Here is a 21,973-nt window from a genome sequence, read left to right as displayed (position 1 = left end):
ACAGCACTCCTCAAGATAAATTTTTTGAACCGCAAAGGACGCAAAGGGCGCGAAGGCAAGAGAAGGAAAGAGAAGGAACTAATGTAAACGCAAAAATTCTTCTACTTCTGTTGCTGTGGGTTGAGCAGCGATCGCACCAGCTTTCATTGCCGTAATTGCACCGACAGCACTAGCGTAGATTACCACATTTTTCGCTGTTTCGGCATCAGTTAAAGCATCAATTCCCTGTTGACATAATTGATGAATAAATCCAGCAACGAAGCTATCGCCTGCGCCAGTTGTATCTACTACATCAATGGAAAAAGCGGGTAATTTGCCGGAATTATGTGCTAAATCATAACTACAACCTGCTTCGCCAGCAGTTACTAAAACACCTTGCAAATGTGGTAGTCTTTGGGCGATCGCACTAGGATCGGAAGTATTAAACAACCATTGAGCTTCTTCGTCGGAAAGTTTGAGAAAGTCAGCTTGCTCTAAAAACTTTAAAATTACTCCTGGGGCGAGGTCTGGGTTAGGCCAAAACACAGGTCGCCAGTTTACATCTACCAAAACTTTAACATGATTTTGCTTTGCCAGTTGGACGGCTTTTTCGATCGCTTCCTGACTTTGGGGATATGCTAATTCCAAAGTTCCCGAAACCAAAAAATTGACACCTTGAAATAGACTTTCCGGTAACTGAGAAAGCCTTAACTTAGTATCGGCAAAATCTCCGGTATCTAAATTTCCGAAACCTGCAAATTCGCGATCGCCAGTTAGCGATCGTAACACATAAACTTGTCTCGTTGGTGCTTTGGGATGACGTTGAATTCCCGTTACATCCACACCATTTTCTTGAAACAACTCAACTAAAATATCTCCGGGTGCATCTTCACCCACACAACCAATAAAACCCGCAGGTGTCCCCAATTTTACTAAAGCACAAGCCACATTTGCAGGTGCACCTCCTGGGTAAGCAGTCCAAGAATCAACCTCTCCCAAAGATTTTCCCGGTTGATCTGCCAAACAATCAAATAATACTTCACCAATACAGAGAACCTGAGTATTACTCATAGCGCTATTTTCCTGAACTTCGGACGATCGTTAACTAAGGCAAAAAAAGCAAATCGTAGAGTATTCTAAAATTGTCATAGGTAGATTTACAGGGTATAGGAATCCATTATGACTAGTCCGGTATCTGGAACTGATGCGTCTCTCTCCGATAGAGAATTACAAATCATAGAGTTAGTCGCCGATGGCTTAACTAATGAGAAAATAGCCGAAAAGCTGCAAATCAGCAAGCGCACGGTTGATAATCACATTAGCAACATTCTGGAAAAGACCAAAACAGAAAACCGGGTAGCACTGGTACGTTGGGTTTTGCAGTGGGGTAAAGTCTGCATTGATGAAGTCAACTGCTGTATTTTGCCACCACCTGGGGATGAAGCTATTTGAAGACTGAGAAAGGGAACGGTGAACGGGGAAAGGGGATAAGCTGTTAGTTATTTCCCTTTCCTTCTGTCTTTGTAAACTTTTTCGCGATCGCAGACTTTACCTGCAAATGCCCAAATTCGCCAAATTACGCCTATTTCGATCGCTCTGGACTGGGCAGATAATTAACAAAACTTAAAGTTAAGTAGCTTACGGGAAGTACCTCTAGAGTAGTACTCTGAAAAACAGCTGAGCAATCATTTGCATTATCTCGAAAGGGAAAACACAAATATGGCGATTCAACGTGGATCTAAGGTACGAGTTCTCCGTCAAGAGTCCTACTGGTATCAAGACATTGGGACTGTTGCTTCCATCGACCAAAGTGGAATCAAATTTCCAGTAATCGTTCGTTTCGAGAAAGTTAACTACAACGGCTACAGTGGCAACTCTGGTGGCGTTAACACCAATAACTTTGCCCTCAGCGAACTAGAGGAAGTTGAATCACCAGCACCCAAGGCTAAAGCAGCTGCTAAATAATCAAGCTTAGCTGAGTTTAGTTTCGGACAGCAAAACTGTCTAATGCAAGAAGGCAGGAGGAAAAAAGGCTTATCTGTAGAGCTTTTTACCTGTTTTCTACGGATTAGTGATTTCTGCTACCCTACCTAGACTAAAAATCAATTAATCCAGTCTGCCAAATTGACTCAATCGGTAGGAGAGGGTGAAACTTATTAGGTAATTAATACAGTTTTACCCTCTTTTCTGTAGCAGCCCTAATTAAGCAATCAAAAGCACTTCCTGTTTAGCAACAATGACTAAAGGAAAAATCTAATAGCAGCTCTAAAAGTAATTTAATCGTAAGATTTAATCCTCATTAGAAGATCTATCTTCAGAATGAAAGTTAGCTCTACCTTTAGGTACTATTGTTAGCAAATACTCAGCCAGTAAGTTTGAATATACATTGTGTTAGAGGAAAATTTTTCATGGCTATTAAACGTGGCGATCGCGTAAGAATAATGAGGAAAGAATCTTACTGGTTTCAAGATGTTGGTACGGTTGCGACAGTGGATCAAAGTGGGATAAAATATCCTGTGATCGTTCGCTTTGAAAAAATGAATTACGCAGGTGTGAACACTAACAACTTTGCCGAAGGCGAATTGGTGGCAGTTCCAGCATCTGAAATAGAATCCAGAAAAGACATGAAATCGGCAGCTTACTCAACTCCGATCGATGAAAGCAAACGTAAAACCAGTGTTGCTACTCCTACTAGTGGTAAGCGGACTGCTGAACAAGAATCAGGAAGTGGCGATCCTCTAGTAGAAGGCGGCGGAAATCAAGGAACAGAAAAACGTTAAATTGTGCCAGAACTGCCTGAAGTTGAAACAGTACGAAGGGGTCTAAATGAATTGACCCAAAATCAGCAAATTGAGGGGGGAGATGTGTTATTGGCGAGAACGATCGCTCATCCCTCCTCAATTAATGATTTCTTAGCGGGATTAAAAGCCAGTAAAATAATTCAATGGCATCGCAAGGGTAAATATTTATTAGCTCAGTTAAGTCCCGGTTTTGGTTGGTTAGGCGTTCATCTGCGAATGACAGGACAATTATTGTGGTTGCAGCAAGATGAACCTTTACAAAAACACACTAGAGTCAGACTGTTTTTTGCCCAAAATCAGGAATTACGTTTTGTAGATCAGCGGACTTTCGGGAAAATGTGGTGGATACCAGCCAGCGAAACTCCTGAAAGCGTAATTTCCGGCGTGAAAAAACTTGGGCCCGATCCCTTTGACCCAGAATTTACAGTAGATTATTTAGTAGAAAAGCTGAAAAATCGCCGACGACCGATTAAAACTGCTTTGTTAGATCAAGAGTTAATCGCTGGGATTGGCAATATCTACGCCGACGAAGCGTTGTTTCTCAGTAAAATAAGCCCTACGACTTTGTGTACAGCTTTGAGTAAAGAGCAAATTTCTCGGTTGCGCGAGGCGATAATCCAAGTTTTGCAAACGAGTATTGAGGCGGGTGGGACAACTTTTAGTAATTTCCTCAATGTTAAGGGGATCAACGGAAACTATGGTGGGGTAGCTTGGGTTTATAACCGAAATGGTGAACCATGTAAAATTTGTGGCAGTGTTTTGGGAAGAATAAAATTAGCGGGACGATCGGCTCATTTTTGCCCGGAATGTCAAAGTTAAAGTGGTAGTGGGTAGTTGGTAGTGGGTAGTTGGTAGTTGGTAGTTGGTAAAACTTCTGATTTTGCACTAGGACTCTTCCGTACTTACGGTAAAAAGTAAACCTGATGAATCAATAAAGTGCTTTTTCCATAAGGAATCCCAGTCCCTAGTCCTTAATCCCCAGTCCCCAAAACCTATAACTTGTGACAGATGCTCGCAATAGTTGATAATTCTTTATATAAGAGATTGAGAGACAAAGCGAGCAAAATTATGGCAATCAAAAGAGGAGATTTAGTCTACGCCGTCCGGGAAAAACTAGAGAATAGCCTAGAAGCGAAAGCTAGTGATACACGCTTTCCCAGCTATATGTTTGAAACGAAAGGGGAAGTTGTAGACTTACGAAACGATTATGCTCTAGTGAAATTCGGGCACGTACCCACCCCTAATATCTGGCTGCGTTTAGATCAGCTAGAATCTGCAAAATGATTAAATTTTCTTCCTCCCTGCCTCTTTGCGCTTCTACTCGTGTCACCGTTATTGGTGCGGGTAAAGTTGGTAGTACTCTGGCGCAGCGCATTGCTGAGAAAAATTTAGCGGATGTGGTGTTGCTGGATATAGTGGCGGGGATGCCTCAAGGTATTGCGTTAGATTTAACCCAAGCGAGGGGTTTAGAACAGCACGACTGTGAAATTATTGGCACGAATGATTACGCAGATACGGCAAATTCCGATATTGTGGTGATTACTGCGGGACTTCCGCGCAAACCGGGGATGACTCGCGATGATTTGATGCGAACTAATGCTCAAATTGTAGTGGAAGCGACGCAAAGAGCGATCGCACATTCCCCCAATGCCATTGTAATTGTAGTCACCAATCCCCTAGATGTGATGACTTATTTGGCATGGCAAGCTAGTGGACTTCCGAGTAATAGAGTAATGGGAATGGCAGGAGTTTTAGATTCAGCCAGATTCCAATCTTTTATCGCAATGGAATTAGGAGTTGCCATCAAAGATATTACCACAACGGTATTAGGAGGACATGGGGATTTAATGGTTCCTTTACCTCGCTATTCTACCGTTAGTGGCGTGCCAATTACCGAAATAATGGAACCGGAAATTATCGATCGGTTAATTAAAAGAACTCGCAACGGCGGCGGAGAAATTGTGGAATTAATGCGAACTGGTGGTGCATATTTTGCTCCGGCTTCTGCTACCTGTTTAATGGTAGAGTCAATTTTGTATAACCAGTCGCGTGTAGTTCCCGCTTGCACTTATCTGCAAGGTGAATATGGTTTAAAAGACATTTATATTGGCGTTCCTAGCCGTTTAGGATGTGCGGGAGTGGAAAGTATTGTGGAGTTGAATCTCACAGAATCAGAACTTTCTGCTTTGCATATTTCAGCGGAATCTGTGCGCCAAAATGTTCACCAAGCAAAAGAGATGTTAGCTGCTGTAGCTAAGGTTAATTAATGGGTTTTTGTTGATGATTTTTTGTAGAGAGCGATCGCAATATCGCTCTTTTTTGTTTGTCATTTATTCAATTATCCTGTAGGAATACGGCATCATTAAAATAGAACCTAAAAGCATAGATTAAAATATACTCAGCGATCGATAATCTTATCATTTGCTAAAGTATGATGTATTAGCAGAAAGGAAACAGAGATTATGACAGCCAAAATTTATTCTGTAAATGCCAACGAAACAGCTTCTTTGCGGGGGATACCAGTACCAGATTCATTCTATAAAGATCATCCGCAATGGGATAATGCCAGCGTGAAAATTGAGGTGTTATCTGACAATACTCTACTGGTAAGGTTAGTGTCTGAAGATGAGGATGATGAAGAAGAGGAAGATCCCAAAATGCTGCGATTATTCCTAGATGCGCTGATGGCAGATGTAATTAAAGATCCCTCTATTCTTGTACCTTATACAGAGGAGATGAAAGCAGAAGCAGATGCACTTTTAGAAGGAGTCATAGTAGAAGAATGACTTATCTGATTTTCAACGGGTGGAATATCCGTTTCCACCCTTTATTCCGACAACAATGGAATGATTTATTGAGGGATGCTACCAAGCTAAAACAACGATTATTAGCTACAGAATATCGCTCTCATCCAAGGGTTAAGTTATTTGCAGCAGTGAAGCAGGGAATTGAAGAAAAAATTACTTCAGATCCTTTTTCTCTTCGTTTTGCCCTTAAAGATGACCTGCGGGGATATAGTCGTTTGAAAGGGATGGGTTTACCAAACAGGTATCGATTGTTTTTTAGAGTATACCAACAGGAAGAACAAAAAGAAATAGTTATCTTATGGTTAGGTTATCCCCGGAAAGAGGGAGATAAAAATGATTGTTATGCGGTTTTTCAGAAGATGGTTTTGAATGGCACTTTTCCGGCAAGTATGCAGGAATTAATTGAGCAATGTGAAATAGGAAATGGGATAATAGAGGCGACAAATGAGGATGTAAAAGATGAGAGTGGGGATAACAAATAGGAAGTATTTTTGTTTATCATATATAGTAAGTTAGCACCGATCGCCCTAAAATCTTATTCAAGAGGTAAGCGATGATTTGTAGCTACCAAAAAACAGGTGTAAGAGAAGCACAACCAGATATATCTTATTATGTGGGAGATCGATCGCAATTAGCACCAACCGGAAGCACAGTAGTTAATCTCGATCAGTTTCCACCACCAGATTTAGCAATTGAAATTGCCGATACAAGTTTAGCTGATGATTTAGGTAAGAAACGTTTACTTTACGAAGAATTAGAAGTATCTGAATACTGGGTAGTAGATGTACAAAGCGCCCAAATTATTGCTTTTGCAATTATCGCTAATAATGGTAGTAGACGAATTACTCGATCGGAAATTTTACCAGGATTACCGATTTCTTTGTTAGAGGAAGCTTTACAGCGCAGTCGCGACGAAAATCAAGCACAGGTTGGTGCTTGGTTATTAGCACAATTTCAGCAATTATAAATTTAATAACTTACCTATCTTTGCCTACCAAACTGCCAATCTTCACCCCCTGTTAATCGCGTTAAATAATCATTAATAACTGCGGGTAATTCCTTGGCTGAGTGCTGATAGGTCAAATATAGCAAGTTTTTAGCAATGACAATTATCTGGTTTCTATCTACCATTTCCGATAGTTGAAAAGGTGTATATTCACCATTAAAAACTTCTACGCTGGCATCACTAATTGCTTGTTCTAGAATCTCTTCCAACATTGTTTCCCATTCATCCGTTTGAACGTAATAGGAAGTTTTATTGTCTTGCAGATTCCGTTTTTTGATTTCAACTATTGAACCGCGAATCGAGGCCGCCCAAGAATTTGTTAATCGCTGTTCTAGTTGATTTTTAATTAAGTGAATAAGCATTCTGAGTAGAAATGATTCTATAGCCAGTAATGTTGCTTTTTTACTCATCCAATCTAATTCATCGACAATTGCTAAAGCATCTTCATAGCGTCCTTCTAAAATACTGGCTCTTAAATCAATTAGTTCTTGAGTCATAATTGATAACCACTGATAGGGCTAGTTAAGTTTTATTTTACAACGAAAATGGCGAGTACTCCTGTAAGTTCAGAAACTTGTAGCAACTAAACTGTAGCATTGAGTATATATTAGAAATATGGTTAGAGATTCAGTTAGAGAAAAAACTATGAACTTTAAACGTTTGGTTACTGCTGGACTCACCGCGATGCTACCATTGGGTTTGGTTTTTATGCCGACTGATAAGGCACAGAGTCAAGCTTCTTGTGGCGTTCAAGACCTCATATAGGAAGGTATCCAGCATCACCATATTATTACGATCCTAATGTTGGTATAGGTTGCTCTCCTAATTATGGAGGTACATGGCACAAGTATGACCGCACTCCTGGTTTTGGTCGTATTTGGTCATCTACAGGAGGAATTGACTTTAGAGGATATCCATGTGAGGGGTTTTGTAGAAGCTTTCGTGGTTATTATATTGTTTTCCCTGTTCGTGTTTCTATAAGAACCCAATAGAGTGAGTATTGCCCACCTTATTCACTACTGAGTAATCGGCAAAAACCTAATAGTATCCTGATACTCATCATCATCCGAAGTACCCGCGATCAGAATTAATTCTTCAATCGTTTCACCTATACTCATATTCGGATTTAGAATAAAAATTCCAGGTACATGACGACCTTGATTTATATGATCGGTTAAATGTACAGGCATAGATGTACGATTATTAGTCACCAGAATAAATCCATACTCCTCACACCAAATAAGAATCTCTGGATCGAGCGTACCTTTTGAAGGCGTACCTTCATCTCCCACTGCCCAAACTACCAAATCAGGATCTCGCCTTTGGAGTTGAATTTGATAAAGCGGATTCACATTTTCATCCATCAGATAGCAAATCATGAGGCTTAATTTCAGCTAATTCTGTTATGTTTTCTGGTGCAAGCATTTGGCGTTGACGGCGAAGTGCTTTATGTACTTCTGGATCTCTTCCATATTTTGCTATCCTTTCTCGCAATTTAATAATCCCAGGATGAGGATTCATTTCCTGTTTTTTTCTTTGCTGATGTCCCCATTCCAACCAATCAACGAAGTATTTTCCAACAGCTTCTTTGTTGTGCAAATAAAACAAAATTGTCGCGTAAACTTGCTCCAAAGTCACAGTGCGGAACTTCGGAATAATTTCTTCTGGAGGCAACTTTCGATGGATATATTCATATAAAATACTTTCAATGCCAACTCGTGTTCCCTTAATCCGAATGTCATTTGGTGCGAGAAAGTCAAAGTAATCTTCTAATTGCATTTTTCATACCTTCCTTAAGATCATTTTCTGCGATAAACCTCGCGGCGATTTCCCACTTTTACTACAACAACCACTAAGACTCGATCGTAGATTTCGTAGACAATGCGATAGTCACCAACGCGAACACGGTAAGCGTTTTCTTCACCTGACAACTTTCGCACATCGATCGGACGCGGATCTAACTCTAGTTCTGACAACTTCTGGATAATTTGTGCTTGGATAGTCAGAGGCAGCTTTTTAATTTGCCGTTTAGCAGCAGGCTTGATTTCAACAGTATAAGTCATCTTGCCGCCTTATAAACCAAGCTCTTTCTTCATATCAGCTAAAGAGATATTTTCCTCTGTTTCTGTTCTAGCGGCACGGATAGCTTCTAAATCAATTTCATCTTCCAATTGGGCGATCGCACGCTCTAGAAACCAAAATTCCTCTAAGGAAATTACTGCTGCTACATCCTTTCCATCTTTAGTTAAAATCACCCTTTCTTCAGATTCAGTAACACGGTTAACCGTTGCCTCAAACTTATCTTGAAATTCTTCTGCTGTCATTCTCAAGATGGAACTATTCTCAGCAGTATATTGTTCAGTAGTTACTTGTTCCATGTCATTTCTCCAACAGTGATTTAATAGCAAATATAACTCAACTCTCTGAATAATTTTCCAAAATCTCGCGAATTCGCTGCCGAAATAACCGCACTGCTGACCTTTGTCCTATAGTTCTACTTTGTTCGATAAAACCGGGAATTTCTGTAAGCGGCAAAAATGGGAAAACTAAACTTTGATTAGTTAACTCATATTTTCCCTCAATAAGTTGATAAACTTGCAAAGTTTCATTTCGATATCTCCATAATTCAGGAACTCCTAAAGAAGCATAAATGGTAAACTTATTCAAAGAAGAACTGGTATAATCTGATTCAACTACTAAATCCGGTGGTGGATCGTTGGGAAGTTCAATGCTTCTTTTACCTCTAACTATCGATTCATTTTGAATGTAAAAACAAGTATCTGGTTCAACAGCACGAGTTAAGTCTTCCCGTTCCAAAAGTAAAGCACCAAGACTTCTGATCTCAATTTCAAGCTCATCTACTATAGCTGTTACAAAGTCTTCTATTAACCGTTTCGGTTCTTCATGTTCTGGTAGTGGCATTCTGATTTCTAACACTCCTTTATCGTAAGCTATTCTCCAAGGTCTCCCATCTCCCACATCTGCCATTAATGCTTTAAAAGTTTCCCATCTCACACCATTCATGACAATAGTTGGAGGTGAGGCGACTTGCTGTTGGGGAAAATTTGTATCTACAATTGTTTGCACGTTCATTTTTCCTATTGCTCCTGTACTCAATAATTTTGCAAATTAAAGTTTGTTCGTAGTAAGGACTTTAGTCCCACACTGCCTTCATCTTAGGACTAAAGTCCCTACTACAAACTATTTGCTAAAATCTCGCGAATTCGCTGCCGAAATAACCGCACTGCTGACCTTTGTCCAATAGTTCTACTTTGTTCAATGAAACCAGGAATTTCTGTCAGTGGCAAAAATGGAAAAGCTAAACTTTGATTAGTTAACTCATATTTCCCGTCTATGAGTTGATAAATCTCAAGGGTTTCATTTCGATATCTCCACAATTCAGGAACTCCTAAAGAAGCGTAAATTGTAAATTTATTCACTGAAGAACTGGTATAATCTGACTCTATTGCTAAGTCAGGTGGTGGATCGGTTTGTAAGTTAATTTTTTTACTTCTGACTAAAGGTTCATTTTGAATGTAAAAACAAGTATCTGGTTCAATTGCACGGGCTAAATCTTCCCGTTCCAAAAGTAAAGCACCCAGTTCCATTGTCTCTATTTCTAACTCATCTGCTATAGCTGTAACTAAGTAACCTAGCAATATCTTCGGTTGTTCGTGTTCTTGATATGGCATTCTGATTTCTAACACTCCTCGATCGTAAGCTATTCTCCAAGCTCTCCCATCTCCCACATCTGCCATTAACGCTTTAAAAGTTTCCCATCTCACACCATTCATCACAATAGTCGGGGGTGAGGCGACTTGCGGTGGGGAAAAATTTGCATCTACAATTGTTTGCACGTTCATTTTTGCTATTGCTCCTGTACTCAATAATTTTGCAAAATAGATTAAGCTTTATATCCTGTTCTGACAAACCTCTTAGTTTATATTATGAGTAGTTCTTTCCTCCAACGTCTTCACAGTCCCGATCGCCCTGTCATCGTCTTCGATGGCGCAATGGGCACCAACTTACAAACGCAAAACCTCACCGCCGCCGACTTTGGAGGGTCAGAATATGAGGGATGTAATGAGTATTTAGTCCACACTAAACCGGAAGCAGTCGCGAAAGTACATCGCGACTTTCTCGCTGCTGGCGCGGATGTCATTGAAACTGATACTTTTGGCGGAACTTCTGTCGTATTGGCAGAATATGATTTGGCGGATAAAGCGTACTATCTCAACAAAACCGCTGCTGAACTTGCCAAAAGTGTCGCCAATGAATTCTCTACTCCAGAAAAACCTCGTTTTGTTGCTGGTTCAATGGGTCCCGGAACTAAGTTACCGACTTTGGGACATATTGATTTTGACACATTGAAAGCCGCTTTTACCGAACAGGCGGAAGGGCTTTTTGATGGTGGCGTTGACTTGTTCATTGTGGAAACTTGTCAAGATGTGCTGCAAATTAAGGCGGCGTTGAATGGAATTGAAGAAGTTTTTCGCAAAAAAGGCGATCGCCGTCCGCTGATGGTTTCGGTGACAATGGAAACAACCGGAACTATGCTGGTAGGTTCTGACATCAGCGCAGTTTTGACAATTTTGCAACCTTACCCAATTGATATTTTAGGTCTAAATTGTGCAACTGGGCCCGATCGCATGGCAGAACATATCAAATATCTTTGTCAAAGTTCGCCCTTCGTGGTTTCTTGCATTCCTAACGCAGGTTTGCCGGAAAATATCGGCGGTCATGCACATTATAAACTTACGCCGATCGAACTACGCATGGCGTTGATGAAGTTTGTCGAAGATTGGGGTGTGCAAGTAATTGGCGGTTGTTGCGGTACTCGTCCCGAACACATTGCACAATTGGCAGAAATTGGTAAATCTTTGCATCCAAAGGAACGGCATTTTAATTACGAACATTCGGCAGCATCAATTTATACTGCACAACCTTATGAGCAAGATAACTCATTTTTGATTGTAGGCGAACGGTTGAATGCCAGTGGTTCTAAGAAATGCCGCGACTTGCTGAATGCTGAAGATTGGGATGGATTGGTCGCTTTGGCGAAATCCCAAGTCAAAGAAGGGGCGCACGTCCTCGATGTCAACGTGGATTACGTGGGTCGGGACGGTGTGCGGGATATGCGGGAATTGGCATCAAGGCTAGTAACAAATGTGACTTTGCCTTTGATGTTGGACTCGACCGAATGGGAAAAAATGGAGGCGGGGCTGAAAGTTGCCGGGGGTAAATGTATACTTAATTCGACTAACTATGAAGATGGTGAAGAACGTTTCTTTAAGGTTTTAGAGTTAGCGAAAAAGTATGGTGCAGGAGTAGTAATTGGAACAATTGATGAAGAGGGAATGGCGCGAACTGCTGAGAAGAAATTCCAAATTGCTCAACGTGCCTATCGTCAAGCTGTAGAATATGGTATCCCACCAGAAGAAATCTTTTTTGACACTTTAGCATTGCCAATTTCTACCGGGATTGAAGAAGATCGAGAAAACGGTAAAGCGACAATTGAATCTATTCGTCGCATTCGGGAAGAATTACCTGGTTGTCATATTTTATTAGGCGTTTCTAATGTGTCTTTCGGATTAAATCCGGCGGCGAGAATTGTCCTTAATTCCATGTTTTTGCATGAAGCAATGGCGGTGGGAATGGATGCGGCAATTGTTAGCGCCAGCAAGATTTTACCCTTGGCAAAAATTGAACCAGACCATCAAGAAGTTTGCCGGAAATTGATTTATGATGAACGAGAATTCGATGGTGAGATTTGTGTTTACGATCCTTTGGCAGAGTTAACTAAGCTGTTTGAAGGGAAGACTACTAAGCGCGATCGATCTGAGGATGCCAATCTCCCAGTTGAAGAACGTTTAAAACGTCATATTATCGACGGCGAAAGGATTGGTTTAGAAGATGCTTTAGCGAAAGCATTAGAACAATATAAACCCTTAGAAATCATCAACACTTTCTTGTTAGATGGCATGAAAGTTGTCGGTGAATTATTTGGTTCTGGACAAATGCAATTACCTTTTGTTTTGCAATCGGCGGAAACAATGAAAGCAGCAGTTGCTTATTTAGAACCTTTCATGGAAAAGCAAGAAGCTGGCAATAATTCTAAGGGAACTGTGGTAATTGCCACTGTGAAAGGTGATGTTCACGATATTGGGAAAAACTTGGTTGATATCATTCTTTCTAACAACGGTTATAAAGTGGTGAATTTGGGAATTAAGCAACCAGTCGATAACATCATTGAAGCTTACCAAGAACATAAAGCAGATTGCGTTGCCATGAGTGGTTTGTTGGTAAAATCCACTGCTTTTATGAAGGAGAATTTGGAGGTTTTTAACGAAAAGGGAATCACAGTTCCGGTAATTTTAGGTGGTGCGGCATTAACTCCGAAATTTGTCCATGAAGATTGTCAGAATACTTACAAAGGTAAGGTGATTTACGGCAAAGATGCCTTTGCAGATTTGCATTTTATGGATAAGTTAATGCCTGCGAAAGTTGCGGGAAATTGGGATGATTTGCAGGGATTTTTGGATGAGGTAGAGGGCGGGCAGGATGCCCACCCCACAAGAGAACACCCCACAAGAGAGGAGAAGTCTGCTAAGTCTAATGGTGCGGTGGTATCTGGGGAAGTAAAAGAGGTTGATACTAGGCGTTCTGAGGCGGTTGCTGTTGATATTGAACGTCCGACTCCGCCTTTTTGGGGTACGCAACTTTTGCAGCCGGAAGAGATACCAATTGAGGAGGTTTTTGGGTATTTGGATTTGCAAGCTTTGATTGCTGGGCAATGGCAATTCCGCAAACCAAAGGAACAGTCACGGGAAGAGTACGATCAGTTTTTAGCAGAGAAGGTTTACCCGATTTTAGAACAGTGGAAGCGGCGAGTTATTGAGGAGAATTTGTTGCATCCACAGGTGATTTATGGTTATTTCCCTTGTCAAAGTGAGGGGAATTCTTTACATATTTATGATTGGGAAGAGTTGAAAGGCGGGCAGGATGCCCACCCCACAAGAGAGGTAGCTAGGTTTGATTTTCCAAGGCAAAAATCTGGGCGGCGTTTGTGTATTGCTGATTTCTTTGCGCCTGTGGAAAGTGGGAAGGTTGATGTGTTTCCGATGCAGGCGGTGACGGTGGGGAATATTGCGACGGAGTTTGCCCAGAAGTTGTTTGCAGATAATCAATATACTGATTATTTGTATTTTCATGGTTTGGCGGTGCAAACTGCGGAAGCTTTGGCGGAATGGGTACACGCCAGAATTCGCCGGGAGTTAGGTTTTGCAGGGGAAGAACCGGATAATATTCGTGATATTTTGGCGCAAAGATATCGCGGTTCTCGTTACAGTTTTGGTTATCCAGCTTGTCCGAATATTCAGGATCAATATAAGCAGTTGGAGTTGTTAGGAACTGAACGGATTAATCTGTTTATGGATGAAAGCGAACAGCTTTATCCTGAACAGTCTACAACGGCTATTATTACTTATCATCCGGTGGCGAAATACTTCACTGCTTAATTTAGTAAGGTGGGCTTTTGCCCATCTTACATATTGACTTAACTCTTTTGCGAAAGATTGGTTATAACCTATGAAACTTGAGTACCAACTGACCTTTAATGATTATCTGGAAGCTAACCAAAATCATTCAAAATGGCGCAAAATCCTTATGTGGATAATAGCTATTTTCTTTTTTATATTGGGACTTTTATCTATTATCATCATTCCTGCTGAACCAAGCAGTTATATCTTTTTAGTGTTAGGCATTTGCTATATTCCCTTGGTTAAGCTAATTGAGCGTTATAATCTCGCCCGTATATGGAAAAGTCAGCCTAGCATACGTGAACCTATTACCCTCGAAGCAAATGAAGAGGGAATAACTTTAAAAAGTACACTATTTGAATCGAATATTAAGTGGCAAGTTTATACGAAATTTGTAGAGACAAATAAACTTTTGATGCTTTATCAATCCAACCAAAGTTTCAATCTGTTGCCAAAGCGTGCATTTAGTACTAATGAGCAGTTAAACGAGTTCCGAGAACTACTTCGCATAAAGGGAATCAGATCGCGATGAATATGCTTAATATCATGTCCGATCGAATACCCTAAATAAAAAGCTAATGATTCCAGAAATCCGGTAACTTCTGCGAAACCGGGTTTCTTTTATGGTTCTGTATAATCGTTAATATCATGTCCGGTTGTAGCATTATTTTTCGTATTTGATATTAATGCTCGATTATAACTGTTCTAACTTTATCGGCTTCAGTTTCAGAATTTTTTGTCGTATTGTTTGCGATTAGTTGATTTTTCAGTTTCAACTTTAAGGGTTCTGTAATCAATAAACCGTCTATTTCCTTGAGAAGAGACTCCACAGATTCTTTTTTGCTACGTTCTGTGTAGATGCCAATAAGTACTGCGTCAACGCCATATTCTGCGATCGCATCTCCTAAAAGCGTTACCAAACCGAACGCACCTATGCCAAGAAGTATGACAAAAGATTCTCCCAGAGTTAAGATGGCGACGACTACCGCTACGATCGCAGAACCTAAATACAACCCCGTCAATTTTTTGATAATTTTGTCCAGTTCCATCGCAATTCTCCTAAATTTTCATTTTGTAGTTTGAAAGACTAGCGTAATTTTAGCACTTCTACCCATATAATGAGAAAATATTTATGTCTAGTTCGATCGCACGCCGAAACTTCCTACAACAAAGTATTCATTTACTTGGATTAGTAGGACTTTCCCTAGTAAGTTGCAGACCTATCAATAATCCTTCTACTAATAGTCAATTACCAGCAAAGGTGAAAACTATGAAACTTGAAAGTGATGCTTTTTCTGCTAACGGCATGATTCCATCTAAATATACTTGCGATGGTCGAGATTTTTCACCCCCATTAAAATGGGATGCACCACCAACGGGAACTCAAAGTTTAGCTTTAATTGTTGACGATCCAGATGCACCAATGGGAACTTTTGTTCATTGGGTACTTTACGATTTACCCCCGGAAATTACTAGTTTACCAGAAGCAATTCCCGGTGATGCAACTTTGGCAGATGGCGGTACTCAGGGGAAAAATGATTTCGGTAAATTGGGTTATGGTGGCCCTTGTCCGCCTAGTGGTACGCACCGTTATTTTTTCAAATTGTACGCTCTCGATCGCACTTTGGAATTAGCATCCGGTGCGACTAAAGCACAATTAGAAGCAGCGATGAGTGGTCATATTTTGGCAGCAGCAGAATTAATCGGACTTTATGCACGTCAAAGGTAATTTTTTCTGCGGTTGTTGAGTAAGATAGTAATCAAAAAGCACCTTTTTTAAGGTGCTAATAATTATGGAGAAAGTAAGATGGCAGAATTGAGAATTATCTGCAAGCATCCTGATTCGTTAAAGAGATTTATAGAAGAAGAGGTGGGGGAGAGATTGCGATCGCTAGAAGCTGGTATCCGTCGAACAGAAGAACGAATCCAAGAATTTGAAGCAAAATATCAGATGTCTACAGAAGAATTTTTGCGACGCTTTGAAAATGATGAATTTCAACATCGATTAGATATGGAGTTTGATGAGTGGGTTGGAGAATCTCGAATGCTGAAAAGTTTACAAAAAGAAGCAGGTAATTTGAGAGGAATTGAGTTTGTTAATTGAGGATTATTTTTATTGAAATTTGGTACAAGTTGCATAACCCGCCTGGGAATCAATTCCCAGGCTAATAGCTTAAGTCCTCTGAAGAGGACTAATTGTTAACAATATCATCCTCAAAAATTTCTGGACAGTGTTTTTTCAGATTTTCCAAAAACTGCTCAGTGGTAATTTCTGCAAAATGTTTGCGAATCAGTTCAGCCGCCCTTTTTGGATTTGCCATTATAAAAGTTCTCCTTATGCGATCGCATAGCGTGTGCGTAGCACCTATCGCACCTCACACCACAAACCTAAACATTTCCACCCAACGCTATTTTCTATGTCCTTGCTGCCTTCTCTTCCAATTCATCTTTTGATTCATTTGTCTCTGATTCAGATGTTGCTGAGTCAACAATATCATCCTCAAAAATTTCTGGACAGTGTTTTTTCAGATTTTCCAAAAACTGCTCAGGTGTAACTTCTGTAAAATGTTTGCGAATCAGTTCAGCCGCCCTTTTTGGATTTGCCATTATAAAAGTTCTCCTTCTGAATCTATCAAATAAGACTCCTCAATCAGAGATATATCTCTGACGGATATTTGGATATGAGCGCGATCGAAAACAGCAGAATTAGGAAAAATACGCTCACCTTCCACAAAAATACCTCGAATCACACGAATACTTTCTACTTGTGGATTTAAGATTTGTTCAACTAGATAGTTGAAGTAAGCACAGTCTAACCTATGCGCTTTAGATCTTTCAGGATTTTGCCGAGGTAAAGGTCTATTTGCTTGTCTGAACTCCTCCACAAATACAGTATAAGCTTCCCTGATGATGGGAAACCATTCAATGTCCAGTAAATCAATACAGTCTTCTAAGCGAATTGTAGAACGAATTACAGCCGGATTTGTCGGATGTTGCTGGGTTGCCCATTCCCATGCGCGTACAGGTGCATCTTGGAAAAAGTATACTCCCGTTCCTAGCCAGTCGTAGTCATTGGAACTGACATTAAAACCCTGCTGAATAATTACCTCTGCTGCTTCTGCACTTGTGCCGTGATAGCCGTAGACTCGAATATTTTCAGGCACTCAAAACCTCCTGACTTGGTTGTGCGAGCGCGTAGCGTGTGCGTAGCACGTATCGCACCTCACACCACAGATATAAACATTTCTATTTTGCAATCTTATTCTTTCCCGTTGTTTTCTCGGTTTTGTACTTGTATATCTTGAAATATTGTAGACTCTGAAGTCGTTGGAGTTACTATCCTGAGATTAATATCAAGAATTAATTGATTTTTTTCTAGAGTTATATTAGCCTGTTTAACCAAAAGCTTTAAAGATACCCCATCATTTAACTGATATTCAGAAGCTACCTGAGTTCTATACCCTGCTTCTTCCAACCATTGTGTAATATTTCTCCAGTTATCTATTTTTTCATCACTATTTTTGCCAAGAAGCGTTTTAACGTAATTGTATATTGTCTTACTAAGGTCTACTCCAACTCCCTTGATATCTTTATCCAGTGTTTCCGCAATTTCAGCTGGACTATAACCACATAGTAAACCGCGTAGACGTAGTTCTTCAACAGGTGTTAGGGGTTTTCCTTTGGCAGAACTAAGGTCTTTATACAACCTTTCTAAATTCCAGTTAATCGCTGCTTCTGAAAACGGATCGTGTACAGGTGCCATAAGGTGAATTCTCAAGAAAAGTTCCTAACTTAATCCTATTCTATTTCTAGTGCTGGCTTGTTGACAACCTAGATTCTTCTAGCTTAAGATATGTCCAATTTTACTTTTTCTAGTTTAGGTTAGATCTAGTTTAACCGAGAATATAAGCAACTAAAGGAGAAAGACATGAGTCATGGTACAGACCCCGTAATTACTGTAACTACCATTGCCGTCGGTGGTGCAGCAGCTTGGACAGGAACCTACGCCGGATCACGAAACAAAGGTATGACACACGAACAAGCTTGTCATAGAGCAAATCACAGACTTACAGAGGTGATTCATGAGGTAGGAAAAGATAAAGTGCAAGAGGCTCGCTTAGAAGCTATGCGTAATATGTACACATAGCTTTCCTTAGTACCTATCCAAAAACCTCCCAAAATGGTTATTGCAACTAAAAACTACTCTTGTTTTTGGATAGGTTTTTACAACTAAATAAACACTGGCTTTTACTGTTGTAAGTTTTGTCAATAGCTTTATTTCAAACTAACTGTTAAGAAATTTATGAAACCTAAAGCTGTTTTACCTGTTATAGTGTTAGCATTTATTATCTTCTTCATCATTGTTTTTATCATAAACTTCTTGAACGCATAAGTTTACATCAGAGGTTTGATAATGGATGGCGCACTATTGGTTGATACTTGTTTTTACAACGGTTATCTTTGCAATTGAAAATTGTTGCTTGCTATATCATTGTAGCGATCGCACTCCCCCCAACCAGAAAAAATGCGATCGCCTATTCCCCTGCTTAGTAGTTTGAAAAATGGAGTCGCTACGCCATCCTCACAACTCCTCCAAATTAATCCCTCTCTCTCTCAACAACTCCTGCAAAGCTTGATATTTCAATCTTTCCTCTTCCAACTGTCTCTCTGCTTCATCAGCACGTTGCTTTTCTTGTTCCTTTAATTGTCCTAATTCTACAAAAGTTAAAAACCTCTCTCCTGAAGGCGTAAAAATTTCCAAATTATCACCTATCATCTCAAATCTTACTCCTAAACGAGGACTAATCCAACCATTCATTTCGTCAATTAATTCTAGTTCATTTCCAGAACGCACCCACCCAATTAACTCAACATCATCAGGCTCATAAACATAGTATTCCTCTACCCCATATCGTTCGTAAAACTTTAATTTCTGAGCCATTGCTTTGAGACGATTCCCTGGAGACAAAATCTCAAAAACTACCTGTGGCGCAATGTTATCTTCTTCCCATTGTTTGTAAGAACCTCTGTCTCCTTTTGGTCTACCAAACACAACCATTGTATCAGGACTTTGGCGTGTTTTGTTATCTCCTTCAACCGGATACCAAAGCAAATCTCCGGCAACAAAGACGTTAGCATCTTCAGCAAATAAGAGTTCTAAATTTTCCTTAATTGTAACAATCCAGCGAAATTGTTTGGTATTATCTGCCATTGGTTGTCCATCACTTTCGGGGTAGATAATGGCGGGTGTGGTGTCGGATGGTAGTTGTTTTACCATAATTGCTGATTGGCGAATTTGGCGGGTTGGTTCTATTTTACTGTAATTGTTTTGTACTCTCCCATTGATTTTACATGACTCTTCATTTCAAACAGTTGATCTTTTAAAACCAAGCGTTCTTGAGGTGATAAAAATGGAACTTCTTTGCGAGATAAGGTGGCGCTGAGGGGTAAAACGCGAAAGTTGAGTTTGTTGTTTAGGGTGTATTTGTCGATCGCAGTTGGCAAAGCTTCCACTTGTGCAATTTCTACAGTTTTCTGCGGAAAATTCTTGCGAACTTTCACAGAAAATATCACTCCCAAATTTCGGTATTTGCCATTTTGAGCCGCAATAAAATTACCCAGTGAATAAATCGCCGTTCTAGTTTTTAACTTCCCGTCTTTCCCTTTAACTCTAAACACTTGGTAAGGTTGAACAACGTGGGGATGATTACCCAGAATGATATCTGCGCCTGCTTTAATTAAATTTTCTACTAATTGTTTTTGTTTTGCATCAGGTTGGCGTTGATATTCATTGCCAAAATGTAAGGCAACTGTCACTACATCGGCTCCCTGTTTTCTGGCTTTAGCAATATCGTTAATAATTTTACCTTCGTTAATTAGCGATACTAAATAACCTTTACCTTTGGGAATGGGGATGCCATTTGTTCCATAAGTATAAGCTAAAATCGCCATGTTAATATCATTTTTATTCACCATTAAAATCTGTGCTGCTTCTTTCGCAGATCTAGCTGTTCCTGTTGACACTACTCCACGCGATCGGATATTATTAATAGTGTTAATTACTCCTTTTTCGCCTTTGTCTAATGAGTGATTATTGGCAGTTGTTAAAATATTGAATCCGGCTTTTTTTGCCGCATCTACTAACTGTGCTGGAGCATTGAATAACGGATAGCCTGAGTAACCCATTTCTGCGCCTGCTAATGTGGTTTCTACATTTGCGATCGCCCAATCAGCCTGAGAAATAATCGGCTTAACTTCAGTAAAAAACCCATCAAAATTATAGGTTTTCTGTTCGGGAATGTAACCAGAACGAGTTAAACTCATGTGCATTAACAAATCGCCAACCGCAACAAGCTTCGCTTCCTTAGTATAAGATTTGACTTGCTTTAACTCAGGTGAAGATTCCGATGAAGTTGGTTTGATAACTTCTGCCGTTGACTTCTGATTTTGATTACAACCTGAAATCAATAGCAAGAGGAAAAATATCAACAAAGAAGGAGTAAATTTCATAGTGTTTCTCGCTATCATAAATGCGGCGCAGTTGTTTGCTAAATAACTCAAGTTGTTAGTTACAAAGATCTCGGTTAGATCCCCCCTTACCCCCCTTACCAAGGGGGGAACTGGATCTGGATTCAAAGTCCCCCTTACTAAGGGGGATTTAGGGGGATCAAAAACACTTAAGCTGAACACTAACAATTTGCGTTAAATAAACAGGTGCCGCTAGATTAACATTAATTGAGACAATTTTTTCTAACCTACCTGAAAATTTTAGGAATTACCCAATGGTTACTAGAGAAGAAATTTTGCAAAACTTTGATCCTAACGGAATTGGCATTGATAACGGCAATTTATTAGGGCTTCCTTTTGATTATGAATCTGCTAATATTATTGTGTTTGGTGTTCCTTGGGAAGTCACCGTTTCTTATGGTTTTGGAACCGCCTCTGGGCCAAAAAGAATTTTAGAAGCTTCTCGCCAATTGGATCTTTTTGATTTTGATAATCCAGATGGTTGGGAACAAGGGATTTTTATGGCAGTAATCTCTTCTGAGATTCAGCAAAAAAGCGACGATTTAAGGCAGAAAGCTACCCGAATTATTGAGTATTTAGAACAAGGTAAAGTTCTGGAAGATGAGCCAGAAATGGTGCAAATTCTGCAAGAGATTAACTCCGAGTCACAAGCGCTTAATCAATGGCTTTTTGAGCAAGCACAAACTGCGATGAATCAGGGTAAAAAAGTCGCGGTGATAGGGGGCGATCATAGTGTACCGTTAGGATATATGCAAGCATTGGCGGAACGTTATTCTAATTTTGGCATTTTACATATTGATGCTCATTCTGATTTGCGAGAAGCTTATGAAGGATTTGAGTTTTCCCATGCTTCGATTATGTTTAATGCTTTGCAAATACCGCAAATTTCTAAGTTAGTTCAGGTAGGAATTCGGGATATTTCTGAGGGTGAAGTTAATTTAATTAAACAGTCGGAAGGGCGAGTTTCAGCATACTACGATCCGATGTTGAAGCAAAAGCTTTATGCTGGGGTGACTTGGTTTGATTTATGTAAACAAATTGTGGCAGAATTACCACAACAAGTTTACATTAGTTTTGATGTGGATGGTTTAGATCCGAAACTTTGTCCACATACGGGAACTCCTGTTCCGGGAGGATTGGAATTAGAACAAGCTTTTTGTTTATTCCGGGAAGTTGTGCATAGTGGTAGGGAAATTATTGGTTTTGATGTTGTGGAAGTTGGTGATGATGAATGGGATGGAAATGTTGGTGCAAGAACAGTTTATAAGTTGTGTAATTTGATGAGTTTAACTTAGGTTCGTTGTTGCGCTTGGG

30 protein-coding genes are annotated in these 21,973 nt (G+C 40.0%); 15 read left to right on the top strand and 15 right to left on the bottom strand.

Features of this window, described 5'->3' with window-relative positions:
- Positions 1-78: 78 nt before the first annotated feature.
- Entirely contained in the window at positions 79-1,050 is a 972-nt protein-coding gene (locus ACE1CI_RS13425) for a carbohydrate kinase family protein (RefSeq protein ID WP_413264240.1), read from the bottom strand.
- 108 nt (positions 1,051-1,158) lie between these two features.
- On the opposite strand from ACE1CI_RS13425, the gene pedR reads away from it, so the two are divergent.
- From pedR to ACE1CI_RS13380, 9 genes are all read left to right on the top strand, one after another.
- Entirely contained in the window at positions 1,159-1,431 is a 273-nt protein-coding gene (gene pedR / locus ACE1CI_RS13420) for a photosynthetic electron transport-dependent transcriptional regulator PedR (protein WP_496615447.1), read from the top strand.
- A 267-nt stretch (positions 1,432-1,698) separates the two neighbouring features.
- Entirely contained in the window at positions 1,699-1,944 is a 246-nt protein-coding gene (locus ACE1CI_RS13415) for a photosystem I reaction center subunit IV (protein ID WP_413264242.1), read from the top strand.
- Positions 1,945-2,387: 443 nt separating this feature from the next.
- Entirely contained in the window at positions 2,388-2,759 is a 372-nt protein-coding gene (locus ACE1CI_RS13410; protein ID WP_413264243.1) for a photosystem I reaction center subunit IV, read from the top strand.
- A gap of 3 nt (positions 2,760-2,762) precedes the next feature.
- On the top strand, positions 2,763-3,599 hold the full coding sequence (locus ACE1CI_RS13405; RefSeq protein ID WP_413264244.1) for a DNA-formamidopyrimidine glycosylase: 837 nt from the start codon (positions 2,763-2,765) through the stop codon (positions 3,597-3,599).
- 249 nt (positions 3,600-3,848) lie between these two features.
- A complete protein-coding gene (locus tag ACE1CI_RS13400; RefSeq protein ID WP_413264245.1) occupies positions 3,849-4,064 on the top strand; it encodes an NAD(P)H-quinone oxidoreductase subunit O in 216 nt (71 codons plus the stop codon).
- On the top strand, positions 4,061-5,047 hold the full coding sequence (mdh, locus tag ACE1CI_RS13395) for a malate dehydrogenase (RefSeq protein ID WP_413264246.1): 987 nt from the start codon (positions 4,061-4,063) through the stop codon (positions 5,045-5,047). The genes ACE1CI_RS13400 and mdh overlap by 4 nt, the downstream gene beginning before the upstream one ends.
- Positions 5,048-5,242: 195 nt before the next feature.
- A complete protein-coding gene (locus tag ACE1CI_RS13390; protein ID WP_413264247.1) occupies positions 5,243-5,566 on the top strand; it encodes a hypothetical protein in 324 nt (107 codons plus the stop codon).
- Entirely contained in the window at positions 5,563-6,069 is a 507-nt protein-coding gene (locus ACE1CI_RS13385) for a type II toxin-antitoxin system YhaV family toxin (protein WP_413264248.1), read from the top strand. The genes ACE1CI_RS13390 and ACE1CI_RS13385 overlap by 4 nt, the downstream gene beginning before the upstream one ends.
- A gap of 71 nt (positions 6,070-6,140) precedes the next feature.
- Positions 6,141-6,554 carry a Uma2 family endonuclease gene (locus ACE1CI_RS13380; protein ID WP_413264249.1) on the top strand — a complete coding sequence of 138 codons (414 nt, stop codon included), beginning with the start codon at positions 6,141-6,143 and terminating at the stop codon, positions 6,552-6,554.
- A 14-nt stretch (positions 6,555-6,568) separates the two neighbouring features.
- On the opposite strand, the gene ACE1CI_RS13375 is transcribed toward ACE1CI_RS13380, so the two are convergent.
- The 7 genes from ACE1CI_RS13375 to ACE1CI_RS13345 form a co-directional block, all read right to left on the bottom strand.
- A complete protein-coding gene (locus ACE1CI_RS13375) occupies positions 6,569-7,090 on the bottom strand; it encodes a hypothetical protein (RefSeq protein ID WP_413264250.1) in 522 nt (173 codons plus the stop codon).
- A gap of 519 nt (positions 7,091-7,609) precedes the next feature.
- Positions 7,610-7,972: a hypothetical protein gene (locus ACE1CI_RS13370; protein WP_413264251.1), complete on the bottom strand. Its 363-nt coding sequence runs from the start codon at positions 7,970-7,972 to the stop codon at positions 7,610-7,612.
- Positions 7,950-8,372 (bottom strand): DUF433 domain-containing protein, encoded by a 423-nt coding sequence (locus ACE1CI_RS13365; protein WP_413264252.1) that lies wholly within the window; start codon positions 8,370-8,372, stop codon positions 7,950-7,952. Before ACE1CI_RS13365 ends, ACE1CI_RS13370 begins: the two co-directional genes overlap by 23 nt.
- A gap of 20 nt (positions 8,373-8,392) precedes the next feature.
- Positions 8,393-8,656: a type II toxin-antitoxin system RelE family toxin gene (locus tag ACE1CI_RS13360; RefSeq protein ID WP_413264253.1), complete on the bottom strand. Its 264-nt coding sequence runs from the start codon at positions 8,654-8,656 to the stop codon at positions 8,393-8,395.
- 9 nt (positions 8,657-8,665) lie between these two features.
- Complete coding sequence (locus ACE1CI_RS13355) at positions 8,666-8,971, bottom strand: type II toxin-antitoxin system prevent-host-death family antitoxin (protein ID WP_413264254.1); 306 nt, start codon at positions 8,969-8,971, stop codon at positions 8,666-8,668.
- Positions 8,972-9,008: 37 nt separating this feature from the next.
- A complete protein-coding gene (locus ACE1CI_RS13350) occupies positions 9,009-9,617 on the bottom strand; it encodes a Uma2 family endonuclease (RefSeq protein ID WP_459564050.1) in 609 nt (202 codons plus the stop codon).
- 170 nt (positions 9,618-9,787) lie between these two features.
- Positions 9,788-10,387, bottom strand: coding sequence for a Uma2 family endonuclease (locus ACE1CI_RS13345; RefSeq protein ID WP_413264305.1), 600 nt, complete (start codon positions 10,385-10,387; stop codon positions 9,788-9,790).
- Positions 10,388-10,540: 153 nt separating this feature from the next.
- Between ACE1CI_RS13345 and metH the strand changes: the two genes are divergently transcribed.
- The gene (metH, locus tag ACE1CI_RS13340; protein ID WP_413264256.1) at positions 10,541-14,110 is read left to right on the top strand and encodes a methionine synthase; all 3,570 of its coding nucleotides are present in this window, start codon (positions 10,541-10,543) and stop codon (positions 14,108-14,110) included.
- A gap of 70 nt (positions 14,111-14,180) precedes the next feature.
- Entirely contained in the window at positions 14,181-14,663 is a 483-nt protein-coding gene (locus ACE1CI_RS13335; RefSeq protein WP_413264257.1) for a YcxB family protein, read from the top strand.
- 151 nt (positions 14,664-14,814) lie between these two features.
- Here ACE1CI_RS13335 and ACE1CI_RS13330 read toward each other — a convergent pair whose 3' ends face one another.
- A complete protein-coding gene (locus tag ACE1CI_RS13330) occupies positions 14,815-15,180 on the bottom strand; it encodes a hypothetical protein (RefSeq protein ID WP_413264258.1) in 366 nt (121 codons plus the stop codon).
- Between the two features lie 83 nt (positions 15,181-15,263).
- Here ACE1CI_RS13330 and ACE1CI_RS13325 point away from each other — a divergent pair, with 83 nt between their 5' ends.
- Together ACE1CI_RS13325 and ACE1CI_RS13320 are read left to right on the top strand one after the other, a co-directional pair.
- On the top strand, positions 15,264-15,860 hold the full coding sequence (locus ACE1CI_RS13325) for a YbhB/YbcL family Raf kinase inhibitor-like protein (RefSeq protein WP_413264259.1): 597 nt from the start codon (positions 15,264-15,266) through the stop codon (positions 15,858-15,860).
- Positions 15,861-15,938: 78 nt separating this feature from the next.
- Positions 15,939-16,235 (top strand): hypothetical protein, encoded by a 297-nt coding sequence (locus tag ACE1CI_RS13320; protein WP_413264260.1) that lies wholly within the window; start codon positions 15,939-15,941, stop codon positions 16,233-16,235.
- A gap of 88 nt (positions 16,236-16,323) precedes the next feature.
- Here the strand turns inward: ACE1CI_RS13320 and ACE1CI_RS13315 are convergent, their stop codons facing one another.
- The 4 genes from ACE1CI_RS13315 to ACE1CI_RS13300 form a co-directional block, all read right to left on the bottom strand.
- On the bottom strand, positions 16,324-16,452 hold the full coding sequence (locus ACE1CI_RS13315) for a hypothetical protein (RefSeq protein ID WP_413264261.1): 129 nt from the start codon (positions 16,450-16,452) through the stop codon (positions 16,324-16,326).
- A 94-nt stretch (positions 16,453-16,546) separates the two neighbouring features.
- Complete coding sequence (locus ACE1CI_RS13310) at positions 16,547-16,738, bottom strand: hypothetical protein (protein WP_413264262.1); 192 nt, start codon at positions 16,736-16,738, stop codon at positions 16,547-16,549.
- Positions 16,738-17,295, bottom strand: a complete 558-nt coding sequence (locus ACE1CI_RS13305) for a poly(ADP-ribose) polymerase family protein (RefSeq protein WP_413264263.1) — start codon at positions 17,293-17,295, stop codon at positions 16,738-16,740. Before ACE1CI_RS13305 ends, ACE1CI_RS13310 begins: the two co-directional genes overlap by 1 nt.
- Before the next feature lie 95 nt (positions 17,296-17,390).
- Positions 17,391-17,894: a helix-turn-helix domain-containing protein gene (locus ACE1CI_RS13300; RefSeq protein WP_413264264.1), complete on the bottom strand. Its 504-nt coding sequence runs from the start codon at positions 17,892-17,894 to the stop codon at positions 17,391-17,393.
- A gap of 165 nt (positions 17,895-18,059) precedes the next feature.
- Between ACE1CI_RS13300 and ACE1CI_RS13295 the strand changes: the two genes are divergently transcribed.
- Entirely contained in the window at positions 18,060-18,278 is a 219-nt protein-coding gene (locus tag ACE1CI_RS13295; protein ID WP_413264265.1) for a hypothetical protein, read from the top strand.
- A gap of 435 nt (positions 18,279-18,713) precedes the next feature.
- Here ACE1CI_RS13295 and ACE1CI_RS13290 read toward each other — a convergent pair whose 3' ends face one another.
- Both ACE1CI_RS13290 and ACE1CI_RS13285 read right to left on the bottom strand, forming a co-directional pair.
- The gene (locus tag ACE1CI_RS13290) at positions 18,714-19,409 is read right to left on the bottom strand and encodes a Uma2 family endonuclease (protein ID WP_413264266.1); all 696 of its coding nucleotides are present in this window, start codon (positions 19,407-19,409) and stop codon (positions 18,714-18,716) included.
- 32 nt (positions 19,410-19,441) lie between these two features.
- On the bottom strand, positions 19,442-20,641 hold the full coding sequence (locus tag ACE1CI_RS13285; RefSeq protein WP_413264267.1) for a CapA family protein: 1,200 nt from the start codon (positions 20,639-20,641) through the stop codon (positions 19,442-19,444).
- Between the two features lie 272 nt (positions 20,642-20,913).
- On the opposite strand from ACE1CI_RS13285, the gene ACE1CI_RS13280 reads away from it, so the two are divergent.
- Entirely contained in the window at positions 20,914-21,954 is a 1,041-nt protein-coding gene (locus ACE1CI_RS13280) for an arginase family protein (protein WP_496615446.1), read from the top strand.
- Positions 21,955-21,973 lie beyond the last annotated feature (19 nt).

Source organism: Floridaenema flaviceps BLCC-F50, from assembly GCF_041929275.2.
Taxonomy (GTDB): domain Bacteria; phylum Cyanobacteriota; class Cyanobacteriia; order Cyanobacteriales; family Aerosakkonemataceae; genus Floridanema; species Floridanema flaviceps.
Note: the sequence above shows the minus strand (reverse complement) of the source record. Positions and strands in the feature narration are given on the sequence as shown.